This is a genomic window from Intestinirhabdus alba (genome assembly GCF_009711095.1).
Taxonomy (GTDB): Bacteria; Pseudomonadota; Gammaproteobacteria; order Enterobacterales; family Enterobacteriaceae; genus Intestinirhabdus; species Intestinirhabdus alba.
In genome coordinates, this window is record NZ_WMJZ01000032.1 from 29,792 (window position 1) to 46,567 (window position 16,776).

Below are 16,776 nucleotides of genomic sequence, written 5' to 3' on the forward strand. Positions count from 1 at the left end.
GGCGCGTATGCCCCGTCCGGCGCGCCGGGAACTAGCTCAGCCCTTCCGCCTTCAGCGCCGCTGCTACCGCCGGGCGCTCCGCCACGCGGCGCATATAGGCCGCAATATTCTCTAATCCTTCCATGTTCAGCTTCACGGCTCCGGCCCAGCGTAGCACAGTAAACAGATAGGCGTCGGCGATGGTAAAGCGCTGCCCGCCGATCCACTGGGCGTTCTTCAGCGACTCATCGACATACTGCAGCTTTTTCTCCAGCGCCGCGCGAACGGTCGGCTGGTACGCCTGGGGCGTGTCGGGGCGGAACAGCGGGGTGAACCCTTTATGCAGCTCGGTGGCGATGTAGTTCAGCCACTCCAGCGTTCTGTAACGCGAAATGGTGCCAACCGGTGCCAGCAGCTGGCGATCGGGCACGGCATCGGCAAGGTATTGCATAATTGCCACGCCTTCGGTCAGCAGCGTGCCGTCGTCCAGCAGCAGAGCCGGAACCTGTCCTTTCGGATTAACCGCGAAATAGTCGTCGCCGTTTTCCAGACGCTTATTCATCAGATCGACGCTTGCCAGCGTAAAATCTTTACCGCTTTCCCGCAGGATGATATGGGAAGCCAGGGAGCAGGCCGCGGGCTTATAGAACAGTTTCATTGAGTACTCCTGGTTGCTGGGATTTTAGGCTGTGTCCCTTAACCGTTCGTGAGCGTCGACGCCACGCCCGGTTAAGGAACACAGCCTGGATAGAGTAGTGCGGTGGCGGGCAAAAAAAAAGCCGCTAACGTACGGTTAGCGGCCTGAATAAATGTTTCCCGGAATATTACGCTGAGGCGGCTTTGGCGATAGCCTCGTCGTCCTGGGTCATCCGGTTGAGCTTCGGCGCGGTCAGCAGCATCAGCACCGCAATAACGCCGGTAGCAACGCCAATCTGCAGGAAGACGCGGCCGTAAACCTCCAGCGACATCAGCGGATCGGTGACGTTTTCCGGCACCGCCATCAGGTTAGCAACATAGCCGCCGATCAGGTTGGCACCGGCGGTGGTCAGGAACCAGCTGCCCATAATAAAGCCCATCAGACGCTGCGGAACCAGCTGCGCGACCATAGCCAGGCCCAGGCCGGAGATCATCAGTTCACCGATGCTCTGCAGGCCGTAGCTGATAATCAGCCAGTTGACGGAAACGATGCCCGCGTCGCTGGCGAACTTCGCCCCCAGCGGCAGAACGAGGAACGCGCCGGAGCAGAGCACCATCCCGATGGCGAACTTCATCGGCATCGGCAGGGTATCGCCCATTTTGTTATAGATAGCGGCCAGGATGGGGCTGCCGATAATGATCCAGAACGGGTTCAGCGCCTGATACTGCTCCGGTTCAAAGGTGATGCCCAGCAGGGTGGGTTCCACGTTACGGATCGCAAAGAAGTTCAGCGAGGTGGGCATCTGGCTGTACAGCACAAAGAAGATAACCGCTTCGAGCATCAGGATAAAGGCGACCACCATTTTACGGCGCGCGGCACCCTTCATAGCGAATGCCTCTTTGCCAAAGATAATGACGATGCCGAGTGCGACCACCCCAAGCACCATACGCGCGATCTGTTGGTTGTGCAGCAGCCAGGTCGCAATCACGACCAGAACAACCACCCCGACAATCGTGAGCAGCAGATTGCGGATGTTAATCGGCGCAAAGTCGGGTTTGGAACCGTACTGCTTCACCCAGCGCTGGCAGAAGGCAAAGTTCACCACGGTGATCACCATACCGATAACGCTGAGGGTAAAGGCCACGCTCCAGCCGTAGTTGGCGGCCAGCCACGGCGTTGCCAGCATAGAGAAAAAGGAGCCGATGTTGACGGCCATGTAATACATGGTGAATGCGCCATCGAGGCGCGGGTCGTCCTTCGTATAGCAGGTAGAGAGCAGAGAGGACGGGTTGGCCTTAAACAGGCCGTTACCGACGGCGATAGTCGCCATACCGATATAGACGATGCCCGGGTTATGGCCGGACCAGGCCACCAGCGCATAGCCGATGGCCAGTACGATGGCCCCCAGCATAATGACCCGGCGGGTGCCGAGCACCTTATCGCCTAACCAGCCGCCGATAGCCACCAGGCCATAAACCAGGGCGCTGAATGATGAGAAAAGAGTAATTGAATCCGCTTCAGACATACCCAGTTGTTTAACCAGATAAACGGCCATAATCCCTTGCAGGCCGTAAAAACCGAAACGTTCCCAAAGCTCAATGGAGAAGATGAGATAGAACGCTTTCGGCTGTTTGAAAGCGTTCAGACTCACGCTTTCGGTTGGTTTATTGTTTGCAGTAGACACTTTGACCTCATTTTTTACATCCCATCGTAACGGGGCTGTTCAGTCACGTGATGCCTTTTAGCAGCCGTGAAATTGTTATAGTGGGAGGGGAAACGGCAGGTAATGTTCCCTATCTTTACGCCGCAAACAAGCCTTTTGCAATATTCTGTTACATATCTTTTGGGTGGATTAAAGTGCCGTTTATGCAAATGTTATCCGGAGTTAAATTTTTTTAATTTGAAAAAGGCAGTTTTTTACGCTGAATGACAGGGGTGAAATAGCGGTAATGGCAATATGTCCTGCTATTTGCGCGGTAATATAGTTAAAATGGCCATATTCTGAAAAATAGCCAGTGTAATGTATTGTCTTCGGCCTGATGAATAATTCATCGCAAGATAGCTTTTAACCTTAAAGAACCATTAAATTTACATTGAGTTATCAGACCGATCTCGATCATAAATAAATAGAAAATTTTCCTGGGAAAAAACGATTAATCTGGATCGGTGCTTAATTTTTGGCATATTGCGGCATAAATTGTAAAAGCGGCAGCACTATCGATGGTAACGGTGCGGAAGGAAAGAGGCGGGCGGTGCGAACGGTAAGGTCTGGTTATTTCTGATACGCGGCAACGAGACAGAACGTCCCCTGCGTTGTCAGATTTGATTATGCGTATCTGGTTCAGCGTCGACGCCACGTCCGGTTAAGAGACAGCGCCTGAGCCTGCTGAAAAGGGGGGCGCGGTAGCCCCCGGAGGCTTCAGCCGATATCAACCTTTTCATCATACTCGCAGAGGTCTTCAATAAGACAGGAGCCGCAGCGAGGCCGGCGGGCGATACAGGTATAGCGGCCGTGCAGAATCAGCCAGTGGTGGCAGTCCACTTTAAACTCGGCAGGAACGACCTTCAGCAGCTTCTCTTCTACCTGCTCCACGTTTTTACCCTGAGCGAACCGCGTGCGGTTGCAGACGCGAAAAATATGGGTATCAACGGCGATGGTTGGCCAGCCAAAGGCGGTATTGAGCACCACGTTGGCCGTCTTCCGCCCTACGCCGGGCAGCGCCTCGAGGGCCGCGCGATCCTCCGGCACCTCGCCGCCGTGCTTCTCCAGCAGAATGCGGCAGGTTTTGATGACGTTCTCCGCCTTGCTGTTAAACAGGCCGATGGTCCTGATATGGCTTTTTATCCCCTCCACGCCCAGCGCCAGCATGGCTGCAGGAGTGTTCGCCACCGGATAGAGTTTCGCCGTCGCCTTGTTGACGCTGACGTCGGTGGCCTGCGCCGACAGCAGAACGGCGATCAGCAGTTCAAACGGTGAGGAAAAGTTAAGTTCGGTTGTCGGATGCGGATTGTTATCGCGCAGGCGCGTCAGTATCTCCCGTCGTTTTGCCTGATTCATTACACGTTCCCTGGTTCACCCGTTGGTAGTCCCGCGGTCGCAGCTTCCGCAGCGCGGCGTTTCTTCATTTTTTCATCGATAAGGTATTTGACCGCCAGCATCAGCCCCAGGCCAATAAAGGCCCCCGGCGGCAGCATCGCCAGCAGGAAAGGGGAGTCAGTATGGAAAAGCTCCACCCGCAGCGCCTTCGCCCAGCTTCCCAGCAGCGCGTCTGCGCCGTCAAACAGGGTGCCGTTGCCGATGATTTCCCGCAGCGATCCGAGCACAAACATCGCGCCGGTGGCCCCCATGCCGATAGAAAAACCGTCGAGAGCGGAAAGCGCCGGGCCTTTTTTCGCCGCAAAGGCTTCGGCGCGGCCCACCACAATGCAGTTGGTCACGATCAGCGGAATAAAAATCCCCAGCGACTGGTACAGGCCAAAGGCGTAAGCGTTGATCAGCATTTGCACCGCGCTGACCACCGATGCGATGATCATCACGTAAATGGGAATACGGATCTCTGCCGGCGTCCAGCGGCGCAGGGCGGAGATCGTCAGGTTGGTGAGCGTCAGCACCAGGGTGGTGGCCAGACCAAGCCCGAGGGCGTTGGTGGCGGTGGAGGTAACCGCCAGCAGCGGACACATGCCGAGAAGCTGGACGAGGGCGGAGTTATTCTTCCACAGGCCCTGGACAATAACGTCTTTTATTTCACTCATGATCACTCTCCGCAGGCGGTAAGCTGAGGAAGCTGCGCCGGCAGCGTACGGGCGTACAGACCGGCGCGTTTAACGGCGTTAACCACCGCCCGCGGGGTAATGGTGGCACCGGTAAACTGGTCGAAATCGCCGCCGTCTTTCTTAACCGCCCAGCGGCGGTCTCCGGCGTCGCTGAGGGTTTTGCCGCTGAAGTGGAGGATCCAGTCCGACAGGCGCAGCTCAATTTTATCCCCAAGGCCCGGTGTTTCATGATGCTCTGTAACCCGTGCGCCGGTTACCGTGCCGCTGAAGTCAGCGCCGACCAGCAGCCGGATCGCGCCGGAATAACCGTCGGGAGCGGTGGCTTCCATTACCGCCGCTACCGGCCTGTCTCCCCGCCGGGCGATATAGAGGCGATGCTCGCCTTTGCCCAGCGCCGGCGCGTTCACCCGATAGCAGCTCGCCTGCAGCGGATTGTCATAGCGATCGGCGGGCAGCACCTGATCGAACAGCGCCTTCTGCTGAATCACGGCCTGCTCGTCGATTGTTGCTTTGGTCAGTTGGTTAATGGCGGCGGTCAGCCCCGTGGAGCCGGCGGCAAACAGCGCCAGCGTGATGCCATGTTTCCGAATCGTTTTCAGCATAGTTTATCCCCTGCGGTGTCCGTACACGCGGGGGCGCGTGTAGTAATCGATCAGCGGAACGGTAATGTTGGTCAGCAGGACGGCAAAGGCCACGCCGTCCGGATAGCCGCCGAAGCTGCGGATAAGCCAGACCAGCACCCCGGCCAGCGCGCCGAAAATGAGGCGACCACGGTTGGTGGTCGAGGCGGTTACCGGGTCGGTTAAAATAAAAAATGCGCCGAGCATCGTCGCCCCGGAGAGCAGGTGGATCTGCGGCGAGGCCAGGGAGTGCGGAGCAATGAGCCAGCCCAGGGTGGCGCACAACGCCAGCGAAAGCAGAAAGCTCAGAGGAATATGCCAGCGAATAGCCTTTTGCCACAGCAGCAGCAGGCCGCCCGCCAGCCAGGCGATATTGACCCACTGCCAGCCCGCGCCCGCCAGCGAAGAGCGAAAGATCGAAGCCTGCATTATCTGCTCAACCGGGTGGCCAGCGTGCAGGGAGGTTTTAAAGGTGTCGAGCGGCGTCGCCTGGCTGACGCCGTCGATGCCCATCCGCAGCGAGTTCATATCGCCGCCGCTGGCGGTATGCCCGGTGAGGATGGCCAGCAGGCTGTCAGAAAAACCGGGCGCGGAGGCGGCCAGCTCCCGCGGCGGCAGCCAGCTGGTCATCTGCACCGGGAAGGAGATAAGCAGCACCACGTAGCCAATCATCGCCGGGTTGAACGGGTTTTGTCCAAGCCCTCCGTACAGCTGTTTGGCGATGACGACGGCCAGAACGGTGCCGCAGACCGCCATCCACCAGGGGGCGAGAGGCGGAATGCTCACCGCCAGCAGTAGCCCGGTCAGCAGCGCGGAGTTGTCTTTCAAGGTTGCCGCAACGGGCCGCCTGCGCAGCTTAAGCACCGCCGCTTCGGCCGCTATGGCGCTGATGCCGGCCAGGGCAATCTGAAACAGGGTTCCCCAGCCGAAAAACCATAGCTGGGTGAGAATGCCCGGCAGCGCCGCGCAAAGCACCAGCAGCATGATGCGCGAGGTCTGCCGCTGGTTATGGGTGTAAGGGGAGCTTGCGATTCTGAATACCATTTATTCCTCGTTAACAACCTGCTGCTGTGCGGCTTTTTTGGCCCTGACGCGGGCGATGGCGGCCTCGACGGCGGCCTTGCGCGGATCGTCCGCCGGGCCGTTCTGCGCGTCGGGCTGGGGCTGCGCGGCCTTTCTGGCCTTTGCGCGGGCGATGGCGGCCTCGACGGCGGCCTTGCGCGGATCGTCCGCCGGGCCGTTCTGCGCGTCGGGCTGGGGCTGCGCGGCCTTTCTGGCCTTTGCGCGGGCGATGGCGGCCTCGACGGCGGCCTTGCGCGGATCGTCCGCCGGGCCGTTCTGCGTGTCGGGCTGGGGCCTGGCGGCCTGCGCCTGTTTTACCCGGGCCTGGGCTTTACGCGCCTCGCGGGCGGCGATGACCGCGCTGTTGTCGGGCCGTTCACCGGCCATAACGACAACCGGTTCAGTCGCCTGCGCCTGCTTCGCTTTTACCCGCGCCAGCGCGGCGGCTATCGCATCCCGATCTTTTGCCGCAGGCTGTGCTGCCGCGTTTTTATGGCGCGCCTGGCGGGCCGCTTTTTCGCGCTCAAGTCTGGCCTGGCGGGCGGCAAAACGTGCCTTCGCCTCGGCGGCGCGCTTTTCTTCCTCGCGGATGGCGTGGATCTCCGCCTTCTCCTGACGGAAATAGCGTACCAGGGGGATATTGCTCGGACAGACCCAGGCGCAGGCTCCGCACTCGATACAGTCGGCGAGATTGTAGGCGGTCGCCTTGTCGTGCTGCTGGCCTCTGCTGAACCAGTAGAGCTGCTGGGGCAGCAGATCGGCCGGGCAGGCGTCGGCGCAGGCGCTGCAGCGAATGCAGCCCGTTTCTTCCTGCGCCTCGCCCAGCTCGCTGGCGGAGGGGGCCAGCAGGCAGTTGGTGATCTTGACCACCGGCACGTCGAGCCAGGGCAGAGTGAACCCCATCAGCGGGCCGCCCATAATGACGGTCTGCCCGGCCGAAGGACGGAATCCGGCGTCGCTCAGCAGGTGGTGAACGGGGGTGCCCAGCCGCGCCCAGACGTTACCGGGACGGGCGACCGCCTCGCCGGTTAGCGTCACCACGCGCTCGGTCAGCGGCTCGCCGTCGATTACCGCCCGCTTTACGGCATAGGCGGTGCCAACGTTTTGCATCAGGACGCCGATATCGGATGAGCGGCCGCCGTGCGGCACCTGCTTACCGGTCAGGATCTGAGTAAGCTGTTTTGCGCCGCCGGACGGGTACTTCGTCGGGATCACCCGCAGGGCGATATCCTGCGAATCCGCCAGCACCGCGCGCAGCATGGAAATAGCCTGTGGCTTGTTATCTTCAATACCGATTAAGATTTCATGCGGTTGCAGAATATGCGCAAGTATACGGATACCCTCGACGATCTGCGCGGCGCACTCCTGCATCAGCCGATCGTCAGCGGTGATATAGGGTTCACATTCGGCGGCGTTAACGATCAGCGTGTTAATTTTGTCGCCGCCGCCCTGCAGCTTGACGCCGGTGGGAAAACCGGCACCGCCCAGTCCGGCAACGCCAAACTGGTGAATGCGGGCGATCAGCTCATCGCGGCTGCGGGTGCGGTAGTCTGTCCAGCCGTCGCGCGCGATCCAGCGGTCCTCGCCGTCGGCGTCAATGATTACGCTCAGTTCGGCTAAGGCGGAAGGATGCGCGGTGGAGTGGGGGGCGATGGCGACCACCACCCCGGAGGTCGGCGCATGTACCGGCAGCATTCTGCCGCGTCCGCGGGTCAGCGGCTGGCCGCGCAGCACCCGATCGCCGACGCTGACGCACAGCTCGCCTTCGGCACCGATATGTTGTTTCAGCGGGATGACAAAGCGCGGTGCCAGCGGAATCTGTCGCAGCGGCGTGCCGCTGGACTGAGACTTCATCTCCGGCGGATGAATGCCGCCGGCAAAATCCCGGATCTTATTTTTTCTGAAGGCAGAAAATAGCTTAAGCATGTTGCTCCACGGGAATAATGCGTACGGGAATGGTGTTTAAATCCCATTTCCAGCTGTCGGGCGTTTCGGCAACCGGGCGGAGAGTAATGCACTGCGTCGGGCAGGGGGCCACGCACAGGCCGCAGCCGGTGCAGAGATCGCTCATCACGGTGTGCATGGCGCGCGTTGCGCCAACGATGGCGTCCACCGGGCAGGCCTGAATGCACTTAGTGCAGCCGATGCAGCTATTCTCATCGATAAGCGCCAGCGTCCGCACCGGCCTGAGGCTCTGTTCATCGCCGTCAATGGGCTGCGGCTCAACGTTCAGCAGCCCGGCAATTTTTAACATCACCGCCTCTCCGCCGGGAGCGCAGCGGTTGATTTTTTCCCCCTGGCTGCCGATCGCCTCCGCATAGGGACGACACCCGGGATAGCCGCACTGGCCGCACTGGCTCTGGGGCAGTAGCCCGTCGATCTGTTCAACAACCGGATCGTCTTCCACCGCAAAACGGCGGGAGGCGTAGCCCAGAATAGCGCCAAACGCCAGGCCCAGCAGGCTTACGGCGGCAACGGCAATCCAGATAGCATTCATTACAGCTTCACCAAACCACTAAAGCCCATAAAGGCCAGAGACATTAAACCGGCGGTGATCAGCGCAATCGCGTTGCCGCGGAACGGCGCGGGCACGTCCGCCACAGCAAGGCGCTCGCGAATCGCCGCAAACAGCACCATCACCAGAGAGAAGCCGACGGCGGCGGAAAATCCGTACAGCGCCGACTGGAGAAAATTATGCCCGAGGTTGATATTCAGCAGCGCCACGCCCAGCACCGCGCAGTTGGTGGTGATCAGCGGCAGGAAGATCCCCAGCAGGCGATAGAGCGCCGGACTGGTTTTTCGCACGACCATCTCGGTAAACTGCACCACCACGGCGATAACCAGAATAAAGGCCAGCGTGCGCAGATAAATAAGATTGAGAGGAATCAGAATTCCGGTATCAATCAGCCACGCGCAGATGGAGGCGAGCGTCATCACGAAGGTTGTGGCCAGCCCCATCCCCATGGCGGTTTCCAGCTTTCTGGAGACCCCCATAAAAGGGCAGAGGCCCAGAAACTTGACCAGCACAAAGTTATTGACCAGCACGGTTCCGACAAACAGCAGCAGATAATCAGTCATTTTTCGGCCTGAAAGAAAAAAGCCGCCTATTATCTGATAATCAACGGCAGGCGACAACAGGTTAACTGTAAGGTTATTACGGGTTCACAAAGGTTGACTTTACGCGCGCCGAGCGTCTGAATCCAGGGGCCATCAGCGCGGCCGCCAGCAGGGTAAACAGCAGCTGCTGTACGGCGACGCCGTCTATCACCGGTGAAAACGCAAAGGATTTAAGGGCCAGCAGGACGGAGATCAACAGCCAGATAATATAGTGTCGGGGCACGCAGCGCCGACGCTTAAAGAAGGCGATAACCAGCCACAGGGTGTAGGACCACATAGCCACCGTCGTAAGCAGTGAGGCGCACCACAGCAGCAGGCCCTGGTGGCCCTGCGCGCTGAGGGTCGATATAAACGACGGCGTGAACAGCCTGGCGACAAGCAGAAACAGCGTCAGCGAGGCGCTCAGCAAAGCGACCAGCAGCCAGGCGAGCGGCATAATCAGCCAGCCTCCGATGCGTTCTGCCGGTGTTGTGGTCATATCTTCTCCAGAATTGCCGGGAATAGCGTTCTTTTTGGGGCGCTTATTATAAAGCTTTTGCCGGCGGGCGCTACTCCCTTTACTGCACGTAGCGCCAGACGGATTTTGGCACGCAGCCGATGTCAAACAGGCGGCCGCCGGAAACCAGTTCCGCGCGACGGTGATCGGCGGCACGATACATATTAATGATATCGTTATCGTCGGTAAGGCTGTAGTGAAGGTGGTCGAACAGTTTTTCAAGGCTTTCAAGCGAACTGATTTTACGGAATTTTAATAAAAAATCCTGAACGGTCATGAAGCGGGATCCCTAATTAATAACAATACCAATGATGTAGGCGGTGTCTCTTAGCCGGGGAGGCCGCGCAGAGCGGGATATTCAGGGTTGTGTATCCTGAATAACCCGAACCTTGCACCACGCCGGCAGGCTAAATAGCCACCGGCGATGCTGACCAACGGTTAAGGGACACCACCTGGCGTACCCATTATATTTCGAGTTGCATATGGGCCGAACTTCGCGCTACGGAGCTGATTCCCGTTATACTTCAGGCTGCATGTGCGTTGGCTTTACCCGATCCCGGGGTCTACGCTACGGTTGTGCAAAACGCTCTGCGTTTTGTTCTGCAACCTGAACTCGTTAAGGTATATCCATACGCTCCGACCGGCGGCATGCAAATTTGTTCCCTACGGTCATAAGGTTTATCCCGACGCTGGTGGAGATAAGTGCCGGGATAACAAGGGACGACTCTGTCCTCTTACCGAAGGCGACCCGTTTCATGCCCGACAGATTAATCGTGGTGTTATCGTGAGATTCACCTGACGGACATACTCTTTCAGGACCAGCGTCCGGCGCTATGTAAAACGCTTTACGTTAACTTCTGCAACCCGAATTATTCAGAAAATAAAATGAAATAATAAGTAAATTCCTACCAATAACGAGAGCAGGAAAAATATTAAGCATTAAAAAAGTTAACCTTTGGTTCCGACACCGGAGGGTCGGAATAAACAGGTTAGCCTGCGTCCGGTCTGCTGGCAATAAGTGACGGCCAGCAATCGCCTATATTTTTCTCTGGTCGACTGGTTTTCGGTCTTTTCCAGATTTTACCTCGAGAAAAATCCGGCGGTAGCGAGAGCCTGGCCCATCAGGGCTATTTCTCATACCTTTCCGGACCCGACAGTGCTCGCCCAAAACGCATCGCGTTTTAAACGTCCGCCAGGATGAGCTTTGCGAATCATCCTCATCCACTGCGTGTGTGCGCTGTCCGTGTCCAGACGGGCTGCGCCAATAACGCCTGGTGAGCCAGGCTCCTGATTATTTGTGCATAGCTGCCGTCGTTGGTTCCGGCGGCTGATAGTTATCTATATGGCTGGCTACGCCAAGAAGGATTACCGACAGCGCGACGGCGGCCCAGCCCGTTAATTCAATAAGACGATTTATTAATGAAGTCATTGACGTTGTTTTATCCATATACTCAATATGCTTATCGCCGGTGGCAGGGAGGAAGCTCCCGCGTTCTTCCCGCCCGGCGAATGTTCTCAGCCGTCGGACGGCTTTTGCGCTGGCGCATTACCCGACTTTATCCGCCTTACCCGGTGAGGTAAGGCGCTGCGCAGACGACATTATTTAGCGCAGATGTTACTTATCCCTGAATTATAGAGCAAGTTTCACAAGAAAATTTTCTGCCTGTTTTTGCTGCTAAAAATAGCATAACGAATCTTTGTTTGACGTACGTTAAATAATGCCCGGAAGCGGCAGACAGCGATTAAACTAAGATTACCGACCAGGCGAAAGTAAGAAAGGGGCAGAGGCGAGCATATGTGTAACACCATTCGGGTAGCGATCGTTGGCTATGGTTATGCCAGCAAGACGTTTCATGCGCCGCTGATTGCCGGTACGCCGGGGCTGGAGCTGGCGACCATCGTCAGCAGCGACGAGGCAAAGGTAAAGGCCGACTGGCCGCAGGTGACGGTGGACAGCGAAGCAAAGCAGCCGTTTAACGATCCCACCCTCGATCTTATTGTGATACCCACGCCAAATGATACCCACTTCCCGCTGGCGAAAGCGGCGCTGGAGGCGGGCAAGCACGTGGTGGTGGATAAACCGTTTACCGTGACACTGTCACAGGCACGCGAGCTGGACGCGCTGGCCCGCCGCCTTGGTCTGCTGTTGTCGGTGTTTCATAACCGGCGCTGGGACGGTGATTTTCTCACCCTGAAGGCGCTGCTGGCCAGCGGTGCGCTGGGCGAGGTGGCCTATCTGGAGTCTCACTTCGATCGCTTTCGCCCGCAGATCCGCGACCGCTGGCGCGAGCAGGATGGCCCCGGCAGCGGTATCTGGTACGACTTGGCCCCGCATTTGCTGGATCAGGTCGTTAACCTGTTCGGCCTGCCGGCGAGCATGGCGGTGGATCTGGCGCAGCTGCGCCCCGGCGCGCGGACCACGGACTATTTTCATGCGGTCCTCAGCTGGCCTCAGCGGCGGGTGATTCTGCACGGGACGATGCTGGCGGCGGCGGAGTCGGCGCGCTATATCGTGCACGGCTCCCGCGGCAGCTACGTCAAGTATGGTCTCGATCCGCAGGAGGCGCGGCTGAAGAGCGGCGAGCGCCCGCCCCGGGAGGAGTGGGGCTACGATATGCGCGACGGCGTGCTGACGCGGGCAGAAGGGGAGACGCAGGTGGAGGAGACCTGGCTTACCGTACCGGGGAACTACCCGGCCTACTACGCGGGCATTCGCGATGCGCTGAACGGCCGCGGTGAAAATCCGGTTCCGGCGAGCCAGGCGATTCAGATTATGGCGCTTATCGAGCTGGGCATCGAATCAGCAAAGCGCCGGGAGACCCTCAGCCTGGTCTGACGCCGCTGCGGACCGGCCGGTGCGCGGCGGCGATCTTCTCGCGCAGCGCACGTTTCTCCGCGTCGCTGAGAAAGGCCATGGACAGGCCGTTGATCTGCGCCTGGCGGATCTGTTCGCGAGACAGCCCCGCCGCCGGGGCAGCGACGCTGTACTCGTGCACAATATCCACTCCCTGAACCGCCGGATCGTCCGAGTTCAGGCTGGCCAGAATGCCGTGCTCAAGGAACGTTTTCAGCGGATGAACCGCCAGCGAGGAGACGGTGCTGGTCTGTACGTTGGAGGTCAGGCAGGACTCAATGCCGATGCGTCGGTCGGCAAGAAAATCCATCAGCGTGCGATCCTCTACGGCCTTGACCCCGTGGCCGATACGCTCGGCCCCCAGCTCGCGGATCGCCTGCCAGATGCTCTCCGGCCCTGCGGCTTCGCCGGCGTGGACGGTAATATGCCAGCCCGCATCGCGGGCGCGGGTAAAGTGCTCTACAAACAGGCTGCCGGGAAATCCCGGCTCATCGCCCGCCAGATCCAGCGCGATAATGCGATCGCGGTGGGCCAGCAGCGCCTCCAGCTCCTGCAGGCAGGCCGCCTCGCCAAAGGTGCGGCTCAGAATGCCGATTGGCTGTGCCACGACGTCGAAGGCCGCACAGCCCTCGTCAATGCCGGCGATAACCGCCTCGACAACGCCCGCCAGCGGCAGCCGGTGAGCCATCGCCATGTAGCCGGGGGAAAAGCGCAGCTCCACGTAGTGTAATCCGCAGCGTGCGGCATCTTCGATATTCTCAAACGCCACGCGGCGGCAGGCGTCAAGGGAACCTAATACCCTGACGCCCCAGTCCAGCTTAGCGAGAAAACGCATCAGATCGGGCTCGGCGGTGGTCACCTGAACGTGCGGGATCAGCGCGTCGAGGGTCCGCGCCGGAAGCGTGAGGTTAAACTGGCGACCCAGGTCGAGGATAGTCCGGGCGCGGATATTGCCGTCAAGGTGGCGGTGAACGTCGGTTAGCGGAAGGGAAGGATCAATCATGGGCGCACTCCGGTCAGGGGGATAAAAGTGCACGTCAGTATACAACAAAATGAGGTTTTCTCCCGGGATGAAATAAAATGCCGCGTGAATGTTCGATCGCGCGGCGTATTTCCAGCATTAATAACTATGGAAAGGCCGGGGCATCGGGGGCGTCCAGCGCCGGCAGACCGAACTGGCCGATAAACTCTTCCGGCGACATCTTCTGCCCGTTCAGCGTGACCTGGCCGTTGGTGTACTGCAGGCTGGCGCTGATAGTATTGTTGTCAAGGGTGGTAAGGTGGAACATCTGCCCCATGGCCGCCAGCCCGTTAACCTGCTTGTTTGCCATATCGGCAGCCTCTTTCCGCTGGTATCCCTCCAGCATGCCGACCTGGGTCATCAGCTCCACGGCCATATCCACTGGAATGGCCAGCTTCGCGTCCAGCGATTTCACCGCGCGATCTATCTCTTCCGTCAGTGTCTGTGCTTCGCCGCCGGCCTGCGCCGGGTCCTTCAGGAACAGCGACAGGTTCAGCGCCGTTTCACCCTTAGCGTTTTTCCAGCTCAGTGGCGCAATGGTGATAACCGGTTCGCCCTTCAACAGCAGAGGCAGGGAGTCTAGTATGGCCTCGGCGGCCAGCTTATTATACTGCTCCGGGTTAGCCATCAGCTCCGGCTGCGCCATCAGCGCCTGGGTCCGGGTTTTATACTGCTGGCGGAACTGGTTCCACGCCGTGCCGTCAACCTGACCCAGCTTCAGCGTCAGCCTGCCGCCGCCCAGATCCTGGTTCTGCACCTTCAGGCTGTCCAGGGTGTAGTCCACCTGGCTGTTGATGGTTTTGCCGTCGCTAACGAGATCGGAACGGCCGTCCAGCGCTATGCCTTCCAGCAGCGCCATCTCTTTACCCTCCACGCTGATGGCGACGTTCTCCAGTGAGAGTTTCTGGTTGCCCGTGTACCCGCCGAAGCTGGCCAGACGGCTGGTGCCGTCGGCCTTCAGGCCGTGGAAGGCGATCTGCACCCGTTGACCATATTTGTTCAGGCTGCCCACCAGCCCGCTTTCAGCTTCGCCGGCAAGGGAAAAAACTTTCCCCTCTTTGTCGGCGTCAAAGCGGAATTCGCCGCCGCTGAAGGAGACTTTTTCAGAATCTTTCTCATAGCTTAACGGCTTAAGCGAAATGGCCGAACGGGAGTCGCCGCTGTAGGCAATGCGGGAGTTAACGACAAAGGGCGTTTCGCCTTTGGCGATCTCAAACAGCGGCCTGCTGGTTTCATTATTGACCAGCGTGGTTTTTACCGAGGCCATGGCGGGGAGCAGGTTCAGGGACTTCAGCTGGGCGAGTGGGAAGGGGCCGTGGTCGACCGTCTCGTCGAGGATCACGCGCTGTCCCGGCTTCAGCCAGCCTTCGCCTGCCAGCGGTGACAGCACCAGCTGCATCCGGCTGCTGAACAGCCCGCGTCGGTAGTCCTGATAGCTAAGCGCTATATTGGCTTCCGGTACTGTGAGCTTCAGCTGCTCATTGGCCCGCTGCAGCTCTTGCGCAAAATGGGCCTCCAGTTTCTTACCCGTGTACCACGCGCCGCCCGTCCAGGCCGCGCCGAGTACCACCACCACACCCACGGCTACCAGCGATTTTTTCATATCTATTTGTCCATAAATGAATTCAGGCGGAGACTCCGCCTGGGTAAGTGAAAAGTGCTTCCTGACAGCTTAGCAAGTATTGTTAAAAAATTCAGCACGTTGTTAAGCTGTGTCCCTCTAACGGACAGAGCCTAAAACTTATTATAAACCCGCGCCAGGCGTCCCGTACCGCTGGCGCTGACCGGGGATTCGTTTGCGCCGATAAAGACCGATTCACCCGGCTTCAGCAGCAGCCGCTGGTCGTCCTTGCTTAGCAGCGCTTCGCCTTCAACGCAGAACAGGATCGCCGCGCTCCGCTGGGCCAGGGGCGTCTCCCCGGCGCTAAGCTCATGCAGCGAGAAGGCGAAATCATCGACCGGGATGGGGAAGTCCAGCCGTGCGCCGTTTTGTACCGGCGCGGTCAGCAGGCTATCCGCCGCGCGGGCCACGAAGCTGACGTTGGCGGTCAGCTCCGGTATATCGATATATTTCGGCGTCAGCCCGGCGCGCAGGACGTTATCGGAGTTGGCCATGACCTCCAGCGCGGTTCCCTGCAGATAGGCATGGGGAGTTTCGGCGCACAGAAACATTGCTTCACCGGGGCTGAGTCGCACCACGTTGAGCAATAGCGGCGAGAAGAGGCCGCCGTCGTCCGGATAGTGGCCGGCGAGCAGGCGAACGGTCTGCCACGCCTCCTCCTGGCGGTGGCTGGCCGCCGTCCGCAGTATCCCCAGCGCGCGTTTTTTTTCCTCGCCCTGCAGAGAGAGCAGGCTGGCGAACAGCTGGCGCAGGCGCTCCGCGTCCGGCGTCGCAAGGAAGCGGGCAATCGCGGGATGCGCGTCGGCAACCGGCTGCAGCAGGGAGATCATGTCAGGAAATTCGCGAAAGGCGTTCATCGCGAGAAACGGCGTCAGCGCAAACACCAGCTCGGGCTTGTGGTTTGGATCTTTATAGTTACGCTCGGCGGCGTCTATGGCGATCCCCGCCGCGTTTTCCCGGGCAAAACCGATCTCAGCGTTGTGTTTATTCGGGTGTACCTGAATGGAGAGCGGCCGGTCTGCGCACAGCACTTTGAACAGGAACGGCAGTTCGCCAAAACGTTCGGCCACGGCGGCACCGAGCAGGGAAGCTTTGTCATTTTCGATAACCTCACGCAGCGAGACGATCCCGCCGTCAGCGCGCCGCACCCGGGAGCTGCTCTTTGGATGCGCCCCCATCCACAGCTCCGCCATCGGCTGCCCGGTGGGGTTTTCAATGCCGTAAAGCGCGGTTAATGCGGTTTGACTTCCCCAGGCGTAGTGCTGCACCGAGTTAATAAGCTTTTGCATTATTCATGCCCTGTTTCAAAGTGAAAATGAATCCTGCTATTAAAGCAGGAAACCCCGGTGAAGTAACCTCAGTACACAAAGCGGCGTTCTGCTCTCGGTTTTTGTTAAATAATTGTGTAAAATATGTTGCCTTGCATTTCTCCCCGGCGAGAGCCAAAGGCTCTGTTGGCCCGCAGCATAACCAGAATGCGCAGTAAGTGAGAGTCTAATGTCGAATAAATCCTTTTATTATCAGCAACCTTTTCCCGTCACTCAGGACGATACCGAATACTATCTGCTGACTTCCGAACACGTCAGCGTCGCTGA

17 protein-coding genes are annotated in these 16,776 nt (G+C 58.9%); 2 read left to right on the plus strand and 15 right to left on the minus strand.

Annotated features, from left to right (window positions below; genetic code table 11):
• Positions 1 to 31: 31 nt before the first annotated feature.
• The 12 genes from gstA to blr all read right to left on the minus strand — a co-directional run bounded on the left by gstA (position 32) and on the right by blr (position 11,102).
• Complete coding sequence (gstA, locus tag GJV78_RS18675; protein ID WP_155109727.1) at positions 32 to 637, minus strand: glutathione transferase GstA; 606 nt, start codon at positions 635 to 637, stop codon at positions 32 to 34.
• Positions 638 to 803: 166 nt separating this feature from the next.
• Entirely contained in the window at positions 804 to 2,300 is a 1,497-nt protein-coding gene (gene dtpA, locus GJV78_RS18680; RefSeq protein ID WP_167519645.1) for a dipeptide/tripeptide permease DtpA, read from the minus strand.
• A 735-nt stretch (positions 2,301 to 3,035) separates the two neighbouring features.
• Positions 3,036 to 3,674, minus strand: a complete 639-nt coding sequence (gene nth, locus GJV78_RS18685) for an endonuclease III (RefSeq protein ID WP_155109728.1) — start codon at positions 3,672 to 3,674, stop codon at positions 3,036 to 3,038.
• Positions 3,674 to 4,369: an electron transport complex subunit E gene (locus GJV78_RS18690; RefSeq protein ID WP_155109729.1), complete on the minus strand. Its 696-nt coding sequence runs from the start codon at positions 4,367 to 4,369 to the stop codon at positions 3,674 to 3,676. The genes nth and GJV78_RS18690 overlap by 1 nt, the downstream gene beginning before the upstream one ends.
• Before the next feature lie 2 nt (positions 4,370 to 4,371).
• Complete coding sequence (gene rsxG, locus GJV78_RS18695; RefSeq protein ID WP_155109730.1) at positions 4,372 to 4,992, minus strand: electron transport complex subunit RsxG; 621 nt, start codon at positions 4,990 to 4,992, stop codon at positions 4,372 to 4,374.
• A gap of 3 nt (positions 4,993 to 4,995) precedes the next feature.
• A complete protein-coding gene (gene rsxD, locus GJV78_RS18700; RefSeq protein ID WP_155109731.1) occupies positions 4,996 to 6,054 on the minus strand; it encodes an electron transport complex subunit RsxD in 1,059 nt (352 codons plus the stop codon).
• A complete protein-coding gene (rsxC, locus tag GJV78_RS18705) occupies positions 6,055 to 7,998 on the minus strand; it encodes an electron transport complex subunit RsxC (protein ID WP_155109732.1) in 1,944 nt (647 codons plus the stop codon). It lies immediately after the preceding gene.
• On the minus strand, positions 7,991 to 8,569 hold the full coding sequence (gene rsxB / locus GJV78_RS18710; RefSeq protein ID WP_155109733.1) for an electron transport complex subunit RsxB: 579 nt from the start codon (positions 8,567 to 8,569) through the stop codon (positions 7,991 to 7,993). The genes rsxC and rsxB overlap by 8 nt, the downstream gene beginning before the upstream one ends.
• Positions 8,569 to 9,150: an electron transport complex subunit RsxA gene (gene rsxA / locus GJV78_RS18715; protein ID WP_155109734.1), complete on the minus strand. Its 582-nt coding sequence runs from the start codon at positions 9,148 to 9,150 to the stop codon at positions 8,569 to 8,571. Before rsxA ends, rsxB begins: the two co-directional genes overlap by 1 nt.
• Before the next feature lie 76 nt (positions 9,151 to 9,226).
• Complete coding sequence (locus GJV78_RS18720) at positions 9,227 to 9,667, minus strand: DUF2569 domain-containing protein (RefSeq protein ID WP_155109735.1); 441 nt, start codon at positions 9,665 to 9,667, stop codon at positions 9,227 to 9,229.
• 79 nt (positions 9,668 to 9,746) lie between these two features.
• Positions 9,747 to 9,962 carry a transcription modulator YdgT gene (gene ydgT, locus GJV78_RS18725; RefSeq protein ID WP_155109736.1) on the minus strand — a complete coding sequence of 72 codons (216 nt, stop codon included), beginning with the start codon at positions 9,960 to 9,962 and terminating at the stop codon, positions 9,747 to 9,749.
• Between the two features lie 1,014 nt (positions 9,963 to 10,976).
• Complete coding sequence (gene blr / locus GJV78_RS18730; protein WP_330998825.1) at positions 10,977 to 11,102, minus strand: division septum protein Blr; 126 nt, start codon at positions 11,100 to 11,102, stop codon at positions 10,977 to 10,979.
• A 378-nt stretch (positions 11,103 to 11,480) separates the two neighbouring features.
• Here blr and GJV78_RS18735 point away from each other — a divergent pair, with 378 nt between their 5' ends.
• Positions 11,481 to 12,521 carry an oxidoreductase gene (locus GJV78_RS18735; RefSeq protein ID WP_155109738.1) on the plus strand — a complete coding sequence of 347 codons (1,041 nt, stop codon included), beginning with the start codon at positions 11,481 to 11,483 and terminating at the stop codon, positions 12,519 to 12,521.
• Here GJV78_RS18735 and add read toward each other — a convergent pair.
• From add to manA, 3 genes are all read right to left on the minus strand, one after another.
• Positions 12,508 to 13,542, minus strand: coding sequence for an adenosine deaminase (gene add / locus GJV78_RS18740; protein ID WP_155109739.1), 1,035 nt, complete (start codon positions 13,540 to 13,542; stop codon positions 12,508 to 12,510). The two genes, GJV78_RS18735 and add, sit on opposite strands and share 14 nt — an antisense overlap.
• Positions 13,543 to 13,666: 124 nt before the next feature.
• Positions 13,667 to 15,163: a YdgA family protein gene (locus GJV78_RS18745; protein ID WP_155109740.1), complete on the minus strand. Its 1,497-nt coding sequence runs from the start codon at positions 15,161 to 15,163 to the stop codon at positions 13,667 to 13,669.
• Positions 15,164 to 15,294: 131 nt separating this feature from the next.
• Positions 15,295 to 16,470, minus strand: coding sequence for a mannose-6-phosphate isomerase (gene manA, locus GJV78_RS18750; RefSeq protein ID WP_155109741.1), 1,176 nt, complete (start codon positions 16,468 to 16,470; stop codon positions 15,295 to 15,297).
• A 208-nt stretch (positions 16,471 to 16,678) separates the two neighbouring features.
• Here manA and GJV78_RS23740 point away from each other — a divergent pair.
• On the plus strand, positions 16,679 to 16,776 hold a 98-nt coding region (locus tag GJV78_RS23740), incomplete at its 3' end, for a hypothetical protein (RefSeq protein ID WP_230979186.1).

What these genes read in the sequence shown, in the direction of transcription:
- ydgT (WP_155109736.1), bottom strand. Translation starts at nt 9,962, where the DNA reads ATGACCGTTCAGGATTTTTTATTAAAATTCCGTAAAATCAGTTCGCTT.
- add (WP_155109739.1), bottom strand. Translation starts at nt 13,542, where the DNA reads ATGATTGATCCTTCCCTTCCGCTAACCGACGTTCACCGCCACCTTGAC.
- GJV78_RS18735 (WP_155109738.1), top strand. Translation starts at nt 11,481, where the DNA reads ATGTGTAACACCATTCGGGTAGCGATCGTTGGCTATGGTTATGCCAGC.
- GJV78_RS18690 (WP_155109729.1), bottom strand. Translation starts at nt 4,369, where the DNA reads ATGAGTGAAATAAAAGACGTTATTGTCCAGGGCCTGTGGAAGAATAAC.
- GJV78_RS18745 (WP_155109740.1), bottom strand. Translation starts at nt 15,163, where the DNA reads ATGAAAAAATCGCTGGTAGCCGTGGGTGTGGTGGTGGTACTCGGCGCG.
- manA (WP_155109741.1), bottom strand. Translation starts at nt 16,470, where the DNA reads ATGCAAAAGCTTATTAACTCGGTGCAGCACTACGCCTGGGGAAGTCAA.
- rsxB (WP_155109733.1), bottom strand. Translation starts at nt 8,569, where the DNA reads ATGAATGCTATCTGGATTGCCGTTGCCGCCGTAAGCCTGCTGGGCCTG.
- rsxA (WP_155109734.1), bottom strand. Translation starts at nt 9,150, where the DNA reads ATGACTGATTATCTGCTGCTGTTTGTCGGAACCGTGCTGGTCAATAAC.
- rsxG (WP_155109730.1), bottom strand. Translation starts at nt 4,992, where the DNA reads ATGCTGAAAACGATTCGGAAACATGGCATCACGCTGGCGCTGTTTGCC.
- gstA (WP_155109727.1), bottom strand. Translation starts at nt 637, where the DNA reads ATGAAACTGTTCTATAAGCCCGCGGCCTGCTCCCTGGCTTCCCATATC.
- nth (WP_155109728.1), bottom strand. Translation starts at nt 3,674, where the DNA reads ATGAATCAGGCAAAACGACGGGAGATACTGACGCGCCTGCGCGATAAC.
- rsxC (WP_155109732.1), bottom strand. Translation starts at nt 7,998, where the DNA reads ATGCTTAAGCTATTTTCTGCCTTCAGAAAAAATAAGATCCGGGATTTT.
- GJV78_RS18720 (WP_155109735.1), bottom strand. Translation starts at nt 9,667, where the DNA reads ATGACCACAACACCGGCAGAACGCATCGGAGGCTGGCTGATTATGCCG.
- rsxD (WP_155109731.1), bottom strand. Translation starts at nt 6,054, where the DNA reads ATGGTATTCAGAATCGCAAGCTCCCCTTACACCCATAACCAGCGGCAG.